General features: G+C 40.1%; 14 protein-coding genes. 12 read left to right on the top strand and 2 right to left on the bottom strand.

What is annotated here, in order from left to right; translation table 11 throughout:
• The first annotated feature begins 69 nt into the window (after positions 1-69).
• From pcaB to IAE19_RS16060, 10 genes are all read left to right on the top strand, one after another.
• The gene (pcaB, locus tag IAE19_RS16105; protein ID WP_200461917.1) at positions 70-1,425 is read left to right on the top strand and encodes a 3-carboxy-cis,cis-muconate cycloisomerase; all 1,356 of its coding nucleotides are present in this window, start codon (positions 70-72) and stop codon (positions 1,423-1,425) included.
• A 17-nt stretch (positions 1,426-1,442) separates the two neighbouring features.
• Entirely contained in the window at positions 1,443-2,222 is a 780-nt protein-coding gene (gene pcaD / locus IAE19_RS16100) for a 3-oxoadipate enol-lactonase (protein ID WP_227612307.1), read from the top strand.
• A 41-nt stretch (positions 2,223-2,263) separates the two neighbouring features.
• Complete coding sequence (locus IAE19_RS16095; RefSeq protein WP_200461915.1) at positions 2,264-3,619, top strand: MFS transporter; 1,356 nt, start codon at positions 2,264-2,266, stop codon at positions 3,617-3,619.
• A 15-nt stretch (positions 3,620-3,634) separates the two neighbouring features.
• Positions 3,635-4,039, top strand: coding sequence for a 4-carboxymuconolactone decarboxylase (pcaC, locus tag IAE19_RS16090; protein WP_151982486.1), 405 nt, complete (start codon positions 3,635-3,637; stop codon positions 4,037-4,039).
• Between the two features lie 37 nt (positions 4,040-4,076).
• Positions 4,077-4,802: a protocatechuate 3,4-dioxygenase subunit beta gene (pcaH, locus tag IAE19_RS16085; RefSeq protein ID WP_200461914.1), complete on the top strand. Its 726-nt coding sequence runs from the start codon at positions 4,077-4,079 to the stop codon at positions 4,800-4,802.
• Positions 4,803-4,819: 17 nt separating this feature from the next.
• Positions 4,820-5,449 carry a protocatechuate 3,4-dioxygenase subunit alpha gene (gene pcaG / locus IAE19_RS16080; protein WP_200461913.1) on the top strand — a complete coding sequence of 210 codons (630 nt, stop codon included), beginning with the start codon at positions 4,820-4,822 and terminating at the stop codon, positions 5,447-5,449.
• Positions 5,450-5,508: 59 nt separating this feature from the next.
• A complete protein-coding gene (gene aroD, locus IAE19_RS16075) occupies positions 5,509-6,378 on the top strand; it encodes a type I 3-dehydroquinate dehydratase (protein ID WP_200461912.1) in 870 nt (289 codons plus the stop codon).
• Positions 6,379-6,397: 19 nt separating this feature from the next.
• Positions 6,398-7,858, top strand: coding sequence for a NosD domain-containing protein (locus tag IAE19_RS16070; RefSeq protein ID WP_200461911.1), 1,461 nt, complete (start codon positions 6,398-6,400; stop codon positions 7,856-7,858).
• Between the two features lie 61 nt (positions 7,859-7,919).
• Positions 7,920-9,239: a carbohydrate porin gene (locus tag IAE19_RS16065; RefSeq protein ID WP_200461910.1), complete on the top strand. Its 1,320-nt coding sequence runs from the start codon at positions 7,920-7,922 to the stop codon at positions 9,237-9,239.
• A 178-nt stretch (positions 9,240-9,417) separates the two neighbouring features.
• Entirely contained in the window at positions 9,418-11,844 is a 2,427-nt protein-coding gene (locus tag IAE19_RS16060) for a glucose/quinate/shikimate family membrane-bound PQQ-dependent dehydrogenase (protein WP_200461909.1), read from the top strand.
• A gap of 47 nt (positions 11,845-11,891) precedes the next feature.
• Here the strand turns inward: IAE19_RS16060 and IAE19_RS16055 are convergent, their stop codons facing one another.
• Entirely contained in the window at positions 11,892-12,707 is an 816-nt protein-coding gene (locus IAE19_RS16055) for an IclR family transcriptional regulator C-terminal domain-containing protein (protein WP_200461908.1), read from the bottom strand.
• A gap of 140 nt (positions 12,708-12,847) precedes the next feature.
• Here IAE19_RS16055 and pobA point away from each other — a divergent pair, with 140 nt between their 5' ends.
• Positions 12,848-14,062 (top strand): 4-hydroxybenzoate 3-monooxygenase, encoded by a 1,215-nt coding sequence (pobA, locus tag IAE19_RS16050; RefSeq protein ID WP_200461907.1) that lies wholly within the window; start codon positions 12,848-12,850, stop codon positions 14,060-14,062.
• 85 nt (positions 14,063-14,147) lie between these two features.
• Here pobA and IAE19_RS16045 read toward each other — a convergent pair whose 3' ends face one another.
• Complete coding sequence (locus IAE19_RS16045) at positions 14,148-15,044, bottom strand: LysR family transcriptional regulator (protein ID WP_200461918.1); 897 nt, start codon at positions 15,042-15,044, stop codon at positions 14,148-14,150.
• A 122-nt stretch (positions 15,045-15,166) separates the two neighbouring features.
• Between IAE19_RS16045 and IAE19_RS16040 the strand changes: the two genes are divergently transcribed.
• Positions 15,167-15,916, top strand: coding sequence for an SDR family oxidoreductase (locus IAE19_RS16040; RefSeq protein WP_200461906.1), 750 nt, complete (start codon positions 15,167-15,169; stop codon positions 15,914-15,916).
• Positions 15,917-16,016: the final 100 nt, after the last annotated feature.

Raw genomic sequence — 16,016 nt, 5'->3', positions numbered from 1 at the left:
TCAATGTGTATTGGGGTGGGTCAGGGTATTGCCTTGATTATTGAGCGGGTTGCTTAAAGGAAGATCGTCATGAGCCAGTTATATGCCAGCTTATTTTACCAAAAAGATGTGACTGAAATTTTTAGTGATCATGCTTTAGTGTCATATATGGTCGAGGCTGAAGTGGCGCTGGCGCAAGCACAGGCAGAGGTTGGGGTAATTCCTCAATCTGCTGCAACTGTGATTGAACATGCTGCAAAAACAGCATTGGAAAAGATTGATTTTGAAATTTTGGCAACTGCTACGGGTTTGGCAGGGAATATTGCAATTCCTTTTGTTAAACAGCTCACTGCTATCGTTAAAGAAACTGATGAAGATGCTGCACGTTATGTTCATTGGGGTGCAACTAGTCAGGATATTTTAGATACAGCCTGTATTTTGCAATGTCGTGATGCTTTGGACGTTGTACAAAACCAAGTTCAACAGTGCTATGACATAGCTTTGTCTCAAGCTCGAACTTATCGCCATCAGGTCATGATAGGGCGCACATGGTTACAGCAGGCTTTACCAATTACGCTAGGACATAAACTGGCACGTTGGGCATCTGCATTTAAGCGTGATTTAGATCGTATTGAAGCAATGCGAACTCGTGTTCTAGTTGCTCAGCTTGGTGGTGCAGTCGGTTCTCTAGCATCTTTACAGGATCAAGGGAGTGCTGTTGTTGAAGCTTATGCCAAACAACTAAAGCTCTGTGCCGCAGCATGTACTTGGCATGGCGAGCGTGACCGTATTGTTGAGATTGCTAGTTCGCTCGGCATAATTACTGGCAATACCGGAAAAATGGCGCGTGACTGGTCACTCATGATGCAGACTGAAATCGCAGAGTTATTTGAGCCTACTGCTAAAGGTCGTGGTGGTTCATCGACCATGCCTCATAAGCGTAATCCAGTTGCCGCAGCATCAGTATTGGCAGCAGCGAATCGGGTACCAGCTTTAATGTCGAGTATTTATCAAAGTATGGTGCAAGAACACGAACGTAGTTTGGGCGGTTGGCATGCAGAGTGGCTATCTTTACCAGAAATTTTTCAACTTACTGCTGGTGCATTGGAACGTACTTTAGATGTATTGCAAGGCATGGAAGTTAATGCTGACAACATGCATCGCAATATTGAATGTACCAATGGACTGATTATGGCAGAAGCCGTGATGATGGCTCTGGCACCTCATATAGGCCGTCTTAATGCACATCATGTGGTTGAAGCAGCATGTAAAAAAGCAGTAGCAGAACACATCCATTTAAAAGATGTAATTTCAAACATTAATGAAGTGAAGCAATATTTTAATGCTTCACAACTTGATGAGATTTTTAAACCTGAATCGTATTTGGGCAATATCCAAAACCAGATCGATGCAGTCTTGCAGGACGCAAAAGGAGCGGCAAAGTGAGCAAAGAAATCGGCATCATGATTACCAATCGTCAAGGCAAACAATTATCTGTACAGGTAAAGGGGGCTGAAAATGCGCCTGCAATCGTATTTTCAAACTCATTAGGTACAGATAAAGGCATGTGGCAACCACAGGTTGAAGCTTTAAAAAGCCAATATAAAGTGGTCACTTATGACACACGTGGTCACGGTCAAAGTGATGTGATAGAAAATACCTCATTACAAAATCTGGGCGAAGATGTCATCGATATTTTAGATGCCCTAAATATTGAAAAAGCACATTTTTGCGGTATTTCAATGGGCGGTATGACTGGACTTTGGTTAGGTATTTATCAATCTCAACGTTTCAATAGCATTACTGTGGCAAATTCTGCTGCCAAAATCTGGACGGAGGATGGCTGGAATGCTCGTGCAAATGCAGTTGAGGAAAATGGTCTGGCTGATTTGGTTGCATCGACCCATACACGCTGGTTTAGTGAAAAATTTGATTATCAAAAAAATGCTTTAGCGCAACAGACTATTCAAAGTTTGGCACATACACCTGCTTTAGGTTATGCCAATTCTTGTCGTGCTTTAGCAACAGCGGATGTACGCCAACAAATTGAATCTATCACCCTTCCAACTTTAATTGTTGCTGGGGCGGCTGATCCTGTAACGACTGTCGTAGATGGTGAGTTCATGCAGCGGCATATCAAGGGAAGTCAACTTTATATCATTGAAGCTTCTCATCTTTCCAATATTGAACAGCCTGAAGCCTTTACACAAGTCTTCAGTCAATTTATTGAGTCTATTCAGTAGTTTAGATATTTAAAAGGACTTTAGGCCTTAAGGAGGCAAATATGGCGTCTCAGGATTACGCTACTTCAAAAACGAGTTTAGATGCACAAGCACTGATCAATGATGCTCCTTTAAGTAAGTATCAATGGTTAATTGCAATTGTTTGTTTTCTCATTGTTTTTGTAGACGGTATAGATACTGCTGCAATGGGTTTTATTGCACCTGCACTGGCACAGGATTGGGGTGTTGATCGCTCACAACTGGGGCCCGTTATGAGTGCTGCTTTGGGCGGAATGATCATTGGTGCCTTGGTTTCGGGCCCGACGGCTGACCGTTTTGGACGTAAAATTGTTTTATCTGTATCCATGTTGATTTTTGGTGGTTTTACGCTGGCTTGTGCTTATTCAACCAATCTGGATAACTTAGTAATTTTTCGCTTTTTGACAGGTATTGGTCTTGGCGCTGCAATGCCTAATGCAACCACATTATTTTCTGAATATTGTCCAGCCCGTATTCGCTCACTTTTAGTGACCTGTATGTTTTGTGGGTATAACCTCGGCATGGCAATGGGGGGCTTTATTAGTAGCTGGCTTATTCCTGCTTATGGTTGGCATAGCCTGTTCTTATTGGGCGGCTGGGCTCCACTAATTTTAATGCTTTTGGTTATCTTTTGCCTGCCTGAGTCATATCGTTTTCTGATCGTAAAAGGCGGTAACAACGAGAAAGTACGTCAGATTTTGACGCGTATTGCTCCACAGCATGTTCAAGGTATAAGCGAATTTCATGTACCTGAAGAAAAAGTCAATGACGGTGATAAAAAGGGCGTATTTGGCATGTTGTTCTCGCCTAAATATGTCAAAGGTACTGTTTTACTTTGGCTCACTTATTTCATGGGATTGGTTGTTATTTATTTATTGACCAGCTGGTTACCAACCTTAATGCGTGAAACTGGCGCATCCCTCGAACGTGCTGCATTTATTGGTGGTTTGTTCCAGTTCGGCGGTGTACTCAGTGCTCTGTTTATTGGCTGGGCAATGGATCGATTTAACCCAAACCGCATCATTGCAGGCTTTTATTTAGCTGCTGGTATTTTTGCTGTGATTGTAGGTCAAAGTTTGTCTAATCCTACTTTACTTGCCGTTTTCATTCTCTGTGCAGGAATTGCAGTCAATGGTGCGCAATCCTCTATGCCAGTCCTCAGCGCACGTTTCTATCCGACTCAATGTCGTGCGACAGGTGTGGCGTGGATGTCCGGTATTGGTCGGTTTGGTGCCGTATTTGGTGCATGGATTGGTGCGGTTTTATTAGGAAATAATTGGTCATTTACCATGATCTTGAGCATGTTATTTATTCCTGCTGCCGCTGCTGCTGTTGCAATCTTTGTTAAATCCGTTGTTGCACACACTGATGCAACATAAAGTGAGGTTTCTCTAATGAATGATGAACAACGTTATAAACAAGGACTAGAAGTCCGCACTGAAGTTCTAGGTGAAAAGCACGTCAACCGTTCACTTGAGAACCTGAATGATTTTAACTCGGATTTTCAAAATTTTATTAGCCGTTATGCATGGGGTGAGGTGTGGTCTCGTCCGGGCTTACCGCGTCACACACGTAGTTTAGTCACTATTGGGATTTTACTTGCGTTAGGACGTGAAGCGGAACTACGCATGCATATTCGTGCTTGTTTTAACAATGGCGTAACCAAAGATGAACTCAAGGAATTATTTCTTCATTCATCACTGTACGCAGGCTTACCAGCAGCAAATGCAGCTATGCACATGGCAGAAGAAGTTTTTGTGGAGTTAGGGATTGGCTCAGACCAAGACGGTCAACAGTAACGGTTCAAGGATTTTTACTTTTTAAAGGAGAGATAGCATGTCTCAAATTATTTGGGGAGCTTACGCTCAGCGTAATACAGATGACCATCCGCCAGCATACACACCCGGCTATAAAACCAGTGTGTTACGCTCGCCTAAGAATGCGCTCATTTCAATTGCGGAAACATTGACTGAAGTAACTGCACCACATTTTAGTGCTGATAAATTTGGCCCTAAAGACAATGATTTGATTTTGAACTATGCCAAAGATGGTTTACCAATTGGTGAACGTGTCATTGTTCATGGTTATGTACGTGACCAGTTTGGTCGTCCTGTAAAAAATGCACTCGTAGAAGTCTGGCAAGCTAACGCTTCTGGTCGTTATCGTCACCCAAATGATCAATACATTGGTGCTATGGACCCTAATTTTGGTGGCTGTGGACGTATGTTGACTGACAATAATGGTTATTACGTATTCCGTACGATTAAACCTGGTCCATATCCTTGGCGTAACCGTATTAATGAATGGCGTCCTGCGCACATTCATTTCTCATTAATCGCAGATGGTTGGGCACAGCGTCTCATTTCGCAGTTCTATTTTGAAGGCGATACGTTAATTGATTCTTGTCCAATCCTGAAAACCATTCCTTCTGAACAGCAACGTCGTGCATTGATCGCTTTAGAAGACAAGAGCAATTTTATCGAAGCTGATAGCCGTTGTTACCGCTTTGACATTACTTTGCGTGGTCGTCGTGCGACTTACTTCGAAAATGACTTAACTTAATGGATGGAGTAAATAACATGAATGGTTGGAATTTTCAGGAATTAAAAGAAACCCCATCTCAAACAGGTGGGCCATATGTACATATTGGTCTTTTACCTAAACAAGCCAATATCGAAGTGTTTGAACATAATCTAGATAACAATCTTGTGCAAGAAAATACGCAAGGTGAACGTATTCGCTTGGAAGGTCAGGTATTTGATGGTCTAGGCTTACCGCTACGCGATGTTTTAATTGAAATCTGGCAGGCAGATGCCAACGGCGTTTACCCAAGTCAAGCTGATTCTCAAGACAAACAAGCTGATCCAAACTTTTTAGGTTGGGGGCGTACAGGTGCAGATTTTAATACTGGTTTTTGGAGCTTTAATACGATTAAACCGGGTGCTGTTCCGGGTCGTAAGGGTTCAACTCAAGCACCGCATATCGCACTGATTATTTTTGCACGTGGTGTCAACATCGGTCTAAACACTCGTGTTTATTTTGATGATGAATCAGAAGCCAATGCCAAAGATCCAGTACTGAACAGTATTGAATGGGCTACTCGTCGTCAAACGTTGATTGCTAAACGTGAAGAACGCGATGGTGAAATTGTATACCGTTTTGACATCCGTATTCAGGGTGAAGATGAAACGGTTTTCTTTGATATTTAATGATGGAATTCACTGTGCGCCTCTGGCGTGCAGTTCTCCTTTTTTACAAGGAAACGTAAATGTTTAATACCAATAAACTCGTCAAACAACTTTGCGTAAGTGGCGCATTGTTTATGTCATTCCCTTTTGCAGCGACTTATGCCGCAGAAACAACTGTAGCAGCCGCTCAATCATCTTATGTTGTAAAAAATCTTGCGATTGGTGAATTACCCGTTAAAACCATTGTACCGATTACCGCAAAAACTAAAGAACAGGCGATTGCGCAAGCCAAAGTAATTGCCGAAAACAAAGATGCAGATATTGCAGAATTTCGCATTGATTTACTTGAGTTTGCCAGTGATAGCAAACAAGTGATTGCTTTAGGACAAGAGCTCAACCAAATTCTAAAAAATAAACCGTTGCTCGCGACCATTCGTACTGCAAATGAAGGCGGTAAATTAAAGGTAAGCGATCAAGAATATGAAAAAATTTATAGCGAATACCTTAAAAAACCATTTATGCAATTACTTGATATTGAAATGTTCCGTGATCAGGCAGCAGTTTCAAAATTAACTAAATTAGCACATCAGAAAAATGTGTTGGTGGTCATGTCAAACCACGATTTCGATAAAACACCAAGTGAGCAGGAAATTGTCAGTCGCTTGCTGAAACAGGATCAAATGGGCGCTGATATTTTAAAAATCGCAGTCATGCCGAAATCCAAGCAAGATGTATTTACTTTGATGAATGCTACTTTAACAGTAAGTGAACAAAGCAAAAAACCTTTGCTTACCATGTCAATGGGACGTTTAGGGACTATTTCCCGCATTGCGACTGCCAATATGGGCGGTAGTTTAAGCTTTGGCATGATTGGTGAAGCTTCAGCGCCGGGACAAATTGATGTCACCCAACTTAAACAATTCCTTAAAACCGTTCAACCTACACCTTAAACAAGACAGGGAACATGTCATGAAATTAACTTTTTTACGCTTGTCAGCTTTGACATTGGGCTTAGTAACTTCAGGTTTTGCAGTGGCAGAAACCTACGTGGTAGATCGTTATCAGGACGATAATGAAAAAGGATCTTTACGCTGGGCGATTGAGCAATCCAACGCTAACGTAGCACAGGAAAATCAAATCCTGATTCAAGCTGTTGGCAAGGCTCCTTATGTGATTAAAGTCGATAAACCATTACCACCCATCAAGTCTTCTGTAAAAATTATAGGAACTGAATGGGATAAAACAGGTGAATTTATTGCAATCGACGGTTCTAATTATATTAAAGGTGAAGGTGCGAAGGCTTGTCCTGGTGCAAACCCTGAACAATATGGAACCAATGTTCGTACCATGACACTTCCTGGCCTCGTTCTACAGGATGTGAATGGCGTAACATTAAAAGGTCTGGATGTTCACCGTTTCTGTATTGGCGTACTGGTTAACCGTTCAAGCAACAACTTGATTCAACATAACCGTATTAGTAAAAACTACGGTGGTGCAGGCGTTATGATTACGGGGGATGACGGAAAGGGCAATCCAACGGCGACCACCACCAATAACAACAAAGTCTTGGACAATCTCTTTATCGATAATGGTGATGGATTAGAGTTAACACGCGGTGCGGCATTTAACCTTGTCGCGAATAACCTCTTTACCTCAACCCAAGCCAATCCAGAACCATCACAAGGTATTGAAATCCTGTGGGGTAATGACAATGCAGTTGTCGGAAATAAGTTTGAGAACTATTCAGATGGTTTGCAAATTAATTGGGGCAAGCGTAACTATATCGCTTATAACGAATTGACCAACAACTCGTTAGGTTTCAACCTAACAGGAGATGGCAATATTTTTGATGGTAATAAGGTTCACGGTAACCGTATCGGTATTGCCATTCGGTCTGAAAAAGATGCCAATGCACGTATTACCCTCACCAAAAATCTAATCTGGGACAATGCTAAAGATATCAAACGCTGTGAAGCTGGTGGTTCATGTGTTCCAAATCAGCGTTTAGGTGCAATTGTATTTGGTGTGCCAGCCCTTGAACATGAAGGTTTTGTAGGGTCTCGTGGTGGTGGTGTAGTAATTGAACCAGCAAAACTTCAAAAAACCTGTAGCCAAGCAAATGAACAAAACTGTAATGCAATACCTAATCAGGGCATTCAGGCACCTAAGTTAAGTGCAAATAAAAAGCAAATAACTATTGAGGTCAAAGGAACACCAAATCAACGTTATAACGTTGAATTCTTTGGCAACCGCAATGTTAATTCAAAAGAAGCAGAGCAATATCTAGGTTCATTGGTAATGATCACCAATGAACAGGGTATTGCAAAAGCAAGCTGGACACCAAAAGTGGTCATGCCGTCTATTACAGCTAGTGTAACGAATCATTTAGGTGCAACGTCTGAATTAAGTCCTGCAATTCAAATCAAATAACAAGATTAATAATAAAAAGATGCCTTCTTTTTGGAGGCATCTACATGATAAAGGAAATATTATGCGTCATTTTTTTAAACTGGGTTTGATTTCAACGGCGGTTTTCACAAGTCAAATGACATTGGCCAATGAATTCTGGTCTCAGGACCGCCAATGGTTACTGGGTGACTGGAGTGGTGAGCGTCAGCAACTTGAAAATAAAGGTTATAAGTTTACAGCTTCAATCATGAGTCAGGCAGCAACCAATCTCGATGGAGGCTATAATGATAGCAATACCCTTGAAAATGCAGGGCAGCTGACTTTAGGTGCAAATTTTGATTTGAATAAAATTGCAGGCTGGGAAGATACCACAGCAGCCATCATGATCACTAAACGTGATGGTAATGCACTTACTCTAGAACGAATTAAAGATCCGCGTTCAGGTGCCCTAGGGAATAGTCAGGAAATTTACGGACGTGGAAAAATCTGGCGCTTGACTCAGGCATGGATTAAAAAAGGATTTAATGACAATACCTTACAAGTCAAAATTGGTCGCATGGGCATGTCAGATGACTTCAATAGTTCACAATGTGAATTTCAAAATTTACTGCTTTGTGGTGGACAGCTAGGTAAATCCATTGGTTCGATCTGGTACAACTGGCCAGTGGGTTTATGGGGCGCAAATGTCAAATATCAATTTGCACCTGAATGGACACTAGGACTGGGTGTTTATGAAGTCAACCCTGACAATACCAAAACTCAATCAAATAGTGATGGTTTTAACCTTGATATGAATAACGTCAAAGGTGCAACTATTCCTGTTGAACTTGCATGGAAACCAAAACTTGCAACCTTTAATGGTTTGCCAGGCGAATACAAAATAGGCGCTTTATATTCTACAGCAGATGCCAATGATGTAGGTACAGCAGGCAAAGTTCATAATAGTAAACATAGTTTTTGGATCAATACCCAACAACAGCTGACTCAACATCATGACGATACAAAGCGCGGTTTGTTCATTAGCTTTAATGGTGTTGTCAATGATAAAGCCACAACAACGGTTCAAAGCACCCAACAAGTTGCACTCTGGTACAAAGGTGCTTTTGATAGTCGTCCAAACGATTCTATTGGTCTTGGTCTAGCAAATTATTTGGTTAATGATCGAGCAAAAGATCGTCAGATCGCCACAAATGAAAGCCGTGGTTATTATGAATATGACGCATTTGCTGCTGATTATATTCCTATTCAGCGCGATGAACTCAATATTGAGCTGAATTACACCTATCAATGGTCACCGGCTGTGATGCTGCGACCTAACATTCAATATATTCATCAACCTGCTGGTGTAAAAGAGGTGGATGATGCATGGGTAGCAGGTTTAAGTATGCGTTTAAATTTCTAACGATATCGTGATTTTAATAAAAATATTGATTAAAATATAAGCAAAGATATTGTTGAATTTAAGCATTATTCGAACAGCTAAAGTGGTGAAAACTACTTTAGCTGAATGTGTTTATACATAATCGTTTTAGTTTGGTTGTTTCCAAATTTTAATGACTATGATAAGTGGAGAAAGATGTATGTCTGACCCTCAAGCAAAATCTCACATCATACTCAAAATATGGTGTTTTATACTTGGGCTAGCTTTATTAATTACGGGCTTATTTTATATTATCGGCGGCGGTAAACTGGTTAGCCTAGGCGGCTCTTGGTACTTCCTGATTGCAGGTTTACTTACCACCGTTTCTGCATTTTATATTTTCAAGAAAAAAACATTAGGCGTTTGGATATTCGCTTTGGTGTTTATCGGAACTATTATCTGGGCAGTAATGGATGCTGGATGGGAGTTCTGGCCACTGCATTCACGCCTCATGTTTCCAGCGGGCCTGTTTGCAGCCTTATTATTGACATTACCCTCTATTCGCAAATATCAGTATCAAACTCCGCTATCAACTCCAGCATACATTGTGGCTGGCGTGACGATTTTAGGTATGATCGGTGGCTTATATGGGATGTTTATTCCTCATCCAACTGTTAAGGCATCAGGAGAATTACCTTTAATTCCTGTTGATCCAGCTAAAAAACAGGTCAATTGGGATCATTATGGTAATGATGCGGGCGGTAGCCGTTTTGTAGCATTAGACCAGATCAATCGAAATAATGTATCCAACCTAAAAGAAGTCTGGCGTTTTCGTACGGGTGACTTTACTACAGGCACTGGTAATGGTGCTGAAGACCAAATGACACCCTTACAGGTCGGGGATAAAGTATTTCTATGTACTCCACATAATAATATTTTTGCACTTGATGCCGACACAGGTAAACAACTCTGGAAAGCAGAAGTCAATTCTAAAGCCGATGCGTGGGAACGTTGCCGTGGGGTAGCTTATTTTGACTCTACAAAACCATTAGTACAACCGACCTTAGCAGGAGCAACAGCAGTTGCAACAGTCGCAGCAAACACTGAATGTCCACGTCGTGTGTATACCAATACCCCTGATGGCCGTTTAATTGCAGTCAATGCCGATACAGGTGAGCGTTGTAAAGACTTTGGTGTGAATGGTACAGTCGATTTACTGCAAGGTTTGGGAGATGGAACTAAAGCACCTAGATTTGAAGTTACCTCTGCACCCACAGTAGCGGGTTCAGTTCTTGTTATTGGTAGTCGTGTTGCAGATAACGTGGCAGCGGATATGCCTGGCGGTGTTATTCGTGCATATGATGTCATTACAGGGCAATTACGTTGGGCATTCGATGCACGTAATCCAGATCCAAACTATGTACTCAAACCAGGTGAAATTTATAAACGTAGTTCTGCAAACTCTTGGGCAGCAATGTCTTATGATCCGCAAATGAATACGGTATTTCTACCAATGGGTAGCTCATCGGTAGACGTATGGGGAGGTAATCGTATTGCACCAGATCACAAGTACAATACTTCTGTTTTAGCCCTTGATGCGTCAACAGGTAAAGAAAAGTGGGTATATCAAACCGTTCATAATGATCTTTGGGATTTTGACTTACCAATGCAACCAAGTCTGGTTGATTTCCCAATGAAAGATGGTGCAACTAAACCTGCTGTGGTGATTGGTACGAAGTCGGGTCAATTCTATGTACTTGATCGGGTTACAGGTCAACCTCTAACTAAAGTTGAAAATCAGGCAGTTAAAGTTGCTGATATTCCAGGAGAACAATACAGCAAGGTACAGCCACGTTCAGTTGAAATGCCGCAAATTGGCAATCAAACTTTAACTGAATCTGATATGTGGGGTGCTACACCATTTGACCAGTTGATGTGCCGTATTAGCTTCAAATCTATGCGCTACGATGGTTTATATACGGCTCCGGGTACAGATATTTCATTGAGCTTTCCAGGTTCACTGGGTGGTATGAACTGGGGTTCAATTGCATTTGATCCGTCACACCGTTATATGTTTGTCAACGACATGCGTTTAGGTCTGTGGATTCAATTGATTAAACAGACTCCTGAGGATGTTAAAATTCAGGCCAGCGGCGGTGAAAAAGTTAATACAGGCATGGGGGCCGTACCTATGGCAGGCACACCTTATAAAGTAAATAAAAACCGCTTTATGTCTGCATTAGGGATTCCTTGTCAAAAACCACCATTTGGTACCATGACTGCAATTGACATGAAAACGCGTCAAGTCGCATGGCAAGTTCCATTAGGTACAATACAGGATACAGGTCCGATGGGTATCAAAATGGGCTTAAAAGCACCCATTGGTATGCCAACTATTGGAGGACCAATGGCGACTCAAGGCGGTTTGGTTTTCTTCGCGGCTACACAAGATTACTATTTACGTGCATTTGACTCATCAAATGGTAATGAACTCTGGAAAGGTCGTTTACCGGTAGGTAGCCAAGGTACCCCAATGAGCTATGTATCCCCTAAAACTGGAAAACAGTATGTGGTTATTTCTGCGGGTGGTGCGCGTCAATCTCCAGATCATGGTGACTACGTTGTAGCATATGCGTTAGAAAAATAAGCTAAAAGTGAATGATCAAAGGGATTCTTCGGAATCCCTTTTTTATACTAAATAATGTTTCTCAACTCGTTTGCAGTATTTCTAAGTAAAGGTAATACTTGATCAATTAAATAACTTTCTTGGACTCGATTTGTTTGTGACATACAATTAAGCGCAGCAATTGCCTTGCCTTGAGCATCCATAACAGGAACAGCAATCGCAATCACTCCTAGTTCATGTTCTTCCTTCGATAAACAATAATCAGACAATGAAATTTGCATTAATGTTTCTAAAAAAAAATGCTCATCGGTAATTGTTAATGGGGTTAATCGTTTTAATCCATACCTTTGAATCCATTGCTTTTGAGCTTTTACAGATAAAGCAGACAATAAAACCTTACCTGTAGAAGTGGCATGTGCAGGTAAGCGATTCCCCAAATGCATACCATAAGGGCTTACACGCATATTATCCTGCTGCGGTAAGTAACTACGCGCGATTGGAACAACTTCATGATCATCCAGCACCACAATAGAAAAGGTAAGGGTAGTTTGAGCACATAGTAGATTTAGAAAAGATTGGGCTACTTTGGGTAAATGTGCAGAACTTAAATAGGAACTAGAAAAACGCAATACACGATGAGTTAACCAAAAAGAATGGTCATCTGTGTCTAAATAGCCCAGAAATTTTAAAGTTTTTAGATAACGCCGAGCTGCGGTACGACTTATGCCTGTGCGTTCTGCAACCTGAGTAACATTTAAGCGCTGACGATCTATTCCAAAAGCTTCGAGTAAGGTTAAACCTTTTGCTAGCCCTGCAATGTAATCTTCAGTTCTGATTTGTTCATTTGACGAAGGATGCAGAACGAATCCACTTTGTCTATCCATAGCAAAATTCCTAGCCTAATCATTGGTTTTGTCCGCATAGCGGACAGTAATAATGGTATACGGATTTTATCGATATTCATATATAGAGATAAAAAACTTAAGCACGTAATTTAATGAGAGGAAATTGCAAGGATGAAGTCATGGAAATCATTAAAACCAAGGTCGCGATTATTGGTTCTGGCCCAGCAGGATTATTGTTAGGCCAATTACTTTATAAAGCTGGAATTGATCACATCATCATCGAACAACGTAGTGCAGAATATGTAGCCTCACGGATTCGTGCTGGTATTTTGGAACAAGTTTCAGTCGATTTACTGAAACAAGCCGGTGTTGATGATAATCTGAATGAAAAAGGGTTGCCGCATTCAGGCATAGAAATTTTGACCAATGGGCAAAAACATCGTGTTGATTTATCCGCTTTAACTAAGGGTAAACAAGTCACTGTATATGGCCAAACTGAAGTCACCAAAGATTTAATGCATGCACGGGATCAAGCTGAACTGAAATCATTTTATGAATCCAACAACGTACAAATTCATGATTTTTATGAAAATCCAAAAGTTACATTTGAATCTCAAGGTAAAATCTATCAAATCGAATGTGATTTTATTGCAGGATGTGATGGATATCATGGAGTCTGTCGGGCCAGTGTTCCTCAAGATAAAATTAAAACTTTTGAAAAAGTTTATCCATTTGGGTGGCTTGGGGTTTTGGCAGACGTCCCACCAGTTGCAGATGAATTAATCTATGTACAATCTGAACGAGGTTTTGCTTTATGCAGTATGCGTTCAGAAACCCGTAGTCGTTATTATTTACAAGTACCCTTGACGGACAAAGTGGAAAATTGGTCAGATGAAAAGTTTTGGGACGAATTAAAAAAGCGCCTCGATCCTGAAAGCCGAGAACACTTAGTGACTGGACCTTCTATTGAAAAAAGTATCGCACCATTAAGAAGTTTTGTGACTGAACCGATGCGCTTTGGCAAATTATTTTTAGCAGGAGATGCCGCACATATCGTGCCTCCAACAGGTGCAAAAGGTTTAAATTTAGCTGCTTCAGATATTGCGTATTTATCCAGTGCACTCATTGAATATTACCAAAATGGTTCTGAACAAGGAATCGATGAATATTCTGAAAAATGTCTAAAACGTGTGTGGAAAGCAGAACGTTTTTCATGGTGGATGACACATTTATTGCATCGATTTGAAAATGAAAGTGAATTTGATCATAAAATTAAACAGGCAGAATTAAGCTATATATTAGGCTCAATTGCTGGTCAAACAACTTTGGCTGAAAACTATGTGGGTCTACCATATGAAATTAAGTCATTTGATGAGCTTAAACAAGCAAGTTAAATAAATAGAACATGGGAAAGATATTAAAGTATGTCTTTCTCATTTTTAAATCATTGAGTGTTAATTATTCAGTTATTTTTAATTACTAGATTAAAGGATAATTTTTAAATAATTGAACAATCCAATCGATAAATACTTTTTGTCTAGGTGAAAGCAGCGTCTTTGAAGGATAAAGTAAAGAAACGGGTAGGGAGGGTACTGCATAACTTGATAAAATCTGGCAAAGTTTTCCTTGTTCCAATTCAGTCAAATAGCCGTAGTGTGGAACCTGAATGATACCAAAATGTTGTTTTGCTGCAGCGGCATAGCTAATTGCTCCATTCACCTGAATCATGCTAGGTAAATTATACAATTCTATTTTCTGCTGATGTATAAATTCTAACGGATTAACTTTTTGTCGAGCGGTTGAATAAAACCCAACCATAAAATGATCTTTGAGTTCCCCAAGATTTTTAGGAATACCATATTTTTCCAAGTAAAGTGGGCTCGCTAAAGTAATTTGTCGAATATCTCCCAGATGCCTGACAATTAAATCACTATCTCTCAGTTGACCAATACGAATAACACAATCAATACCTTCTTTAATCACATCAACATAACGATCACTTTCAGTCAGCTGTAATTGAATTTGTGGAAACTCATTAATAAACTGATGCAATTTAGGCATAATAAATTGCGCAGCAAAACCGCTATGAACTTCAATTTTTAAAATTCCCTGTGGTTTAGCATTTAGAAAATCGTGATCCGATTCACTGATATAAGCCAAAATATATTTACATCTTTCATAATAGATCTGACCTTCATCAGTGGTTCTAACCTGACGAGTTGTACGAAATAATAAACGTGTATTTAATTGAATTTCTAATTGTTTAATGGCATCTGTCAATGTAGAACGTGGTAAGTCCAAAATTTGTGCAGCCTTAGTAAAGCTTTGTTGTTCCACAACCTGAACAAAAGCGGACATTGCATTTAACTTATCCATCATTCTTAACTCATTTGTTCGTTATATTCGGATAAAGATGTCTGAATTTACAGGATTATTCAGTGATAACTGAACAGTATCATAAAACTTATAGATGGTAAATTTCGTTTAATGAGGCCAGAATGAGTACAATATCTGTAAAACAGGAAAAAGTTATTTTAATTACAGGTGCTTCCAGAGGCATTGGTGCCTGTACTGCAATTTTATTGGCCAAACAAGGTCATAAGATCATTATTAACTATGCAAATAATGATCAAGAAGCTGAACATATTGTAAAAAAAATTCAAATGAACGGAGGGATAGCCACTGCATTTAAGGCAAATATTGGCCATTCAAATGAGGTGATTCAGCTATTTGAGTATGCCTTTGAGACCTATGGTAGATTGGATGTTCTCATTAATAATGCAGGAATCATGTATTTAGATAAAATTGAAGACGTGGATGACCAAAGTATTGATCAGATTTTAGCAATCAATCTAAAAGGCGCAGTATATACCATGCGTGAAGCAGCAAAACGACTGACATATGGCGGTAAAATTATTAATTTATCAAGCAGTGTGGTGGGATTGCGACCTGAAGGATATGGAGTTTATGCTGCTTCAAAAGCGGCAATTGAATCTTTAACTGCTATATTAGCTAAAGAACTTAGAGGTAAAAATATTACGGTGAATGCAATTGCGCCTGGACCAACTGCAACAGAACTTTTTCTAAAGGGAAAAAGTGATGAATTGATTGAACAGCTTGCTAAAGCGGCGCCTTTAGAACGTCTAGGTACAGTAGAAGATATTGCAGTTGTTTTAGCCTTTGCTGTTAATGAAGAAAGTAATTGGATCAATGCGCAAGTACTTCGGGTGAATGGTGGAATTGTTTAAAGCAATGTGAATTATGATCGTAGAGATTCGTGTTGCTGAGCTGTAGCTACAAACAATGTTGTGTAGGCTACAGTCTTTAGACATCCTATTTAACATAAAA

The sequence above is a fragment of the Acinetobacter sp. S40 genome, from assembly GCF_016624705.1.
GTDB lineage: Bacteria > Pseudomonadota > Gammaproteobacteria > Pseudomonadales > Moraxellaceae > Acinetobacter.
The sequence above is the reverse complement of the archived record's forward strand: the minus strand, read 5'-3'. Positions and strand labels throughout refer to the sequence as shown.

What these genes read in the sequence shown, in the direction of transcription:
- pcaG (WP_200461913.1), top strand. Translation starts at nt 4,820, where the DNA reads ATGAATGGTTGGAATTTTCAGGAATTAAAAGAAACCCCATCTCAAACA.
- pcaC (WP_151982486.1), top strand. Translation starts at nt 3,635, where the DNA reads ATGAATGATGAACAACGTTATAAACAAGGACTAGAAGTCCGCACTGAA.
- pcaB (WP_200461917.1), top strand. Translation starts at nt 70, where the DNA reads ATGAGCCAGTTATATGCCAGCTTATTTTACCAAAAAGATGTGACTGAA.
- IAE19_RS16095 (WP_200461915.1), top strand. Translation starts at nt 2,264, where the DNA reads ATGGCGTCTCAGGATTACGCTACTTCAAAAACGAGTTTAGATGCACAA.
- IAE19_RS16070 (WP_200461911.1), top strand. Translation starts at nt 6,398, where the DNA reads ATGAAATTAACTTTTTTACGCTTGTCAGCTTTGACATTGGGCTTAGTA.
- IAE19_RS16065 (WP_200461910.1), top strand. Translation starts at nt 7,920, where the DNA reads ATGCGTCATTTTTTTAAACTGGGTTTGATTTCAACGGCGGTTTTCACA.
- IAE19_RS16045 (WP_200461918.1), bottom strand. Translation starts at nt 15,044, where the DNA reads ATGGATAAGTTAAATGCAATGTCCGCTTTTGTTCAGGTTGTGGAACAA.
- aroD (WP_200461912.1), top strand. Translation starts at nt 5,509, where the DNA reads ATGTTTAATACCAATAAACTCGTCAAACAACTTTGCGTAAGTGGCGCA.
- pcaD (WP_227612307.1), top strand. Translation starts at nt 1,443, where the DNA reads ATGATTACCAATCGTCAAGGCAAACAATTATCTGTACAGGTAAAGGGG.
- pcaH (WP_200461914.1), top strand. Translation starts at nt 4,077, where the DNA reads ATGTCTCAAATTATTTGGGGAGCTTACGCTCAGCGTAATACAGATGAC.
- IAE19_RS16060 (WP_200461909.1), top strand. Translation starts at nt 9,418, where the DNA reads ATGTCTGACCCTCAAGCAAAATCTCACATCATACTCAAAATATGGTGT.
- IAE19_RS16040 (WP_200461906.1), top strand. Translation starts at nt 15,167, where the DNA reads ATGAGTACAATATCTGTAAAACAGGAAAAAGTTATTTTAATTACAGGT.
- IAE19_RS16055 (WP_200461908.1), bottom strand. Translation starts at nt 12,707, where the DNA reads ATGGATAGACAAAGTGGATTCGTTCTGCATCCTTCGTCAAATGAACAA.
- pobA (WP_200461907.1), top strand. Translation starts at nt 12,848, where the DNA reads ATGGAAATCATTAAAACCAAGGTCGCGATTATTGGTTCTGGCCCAGCA.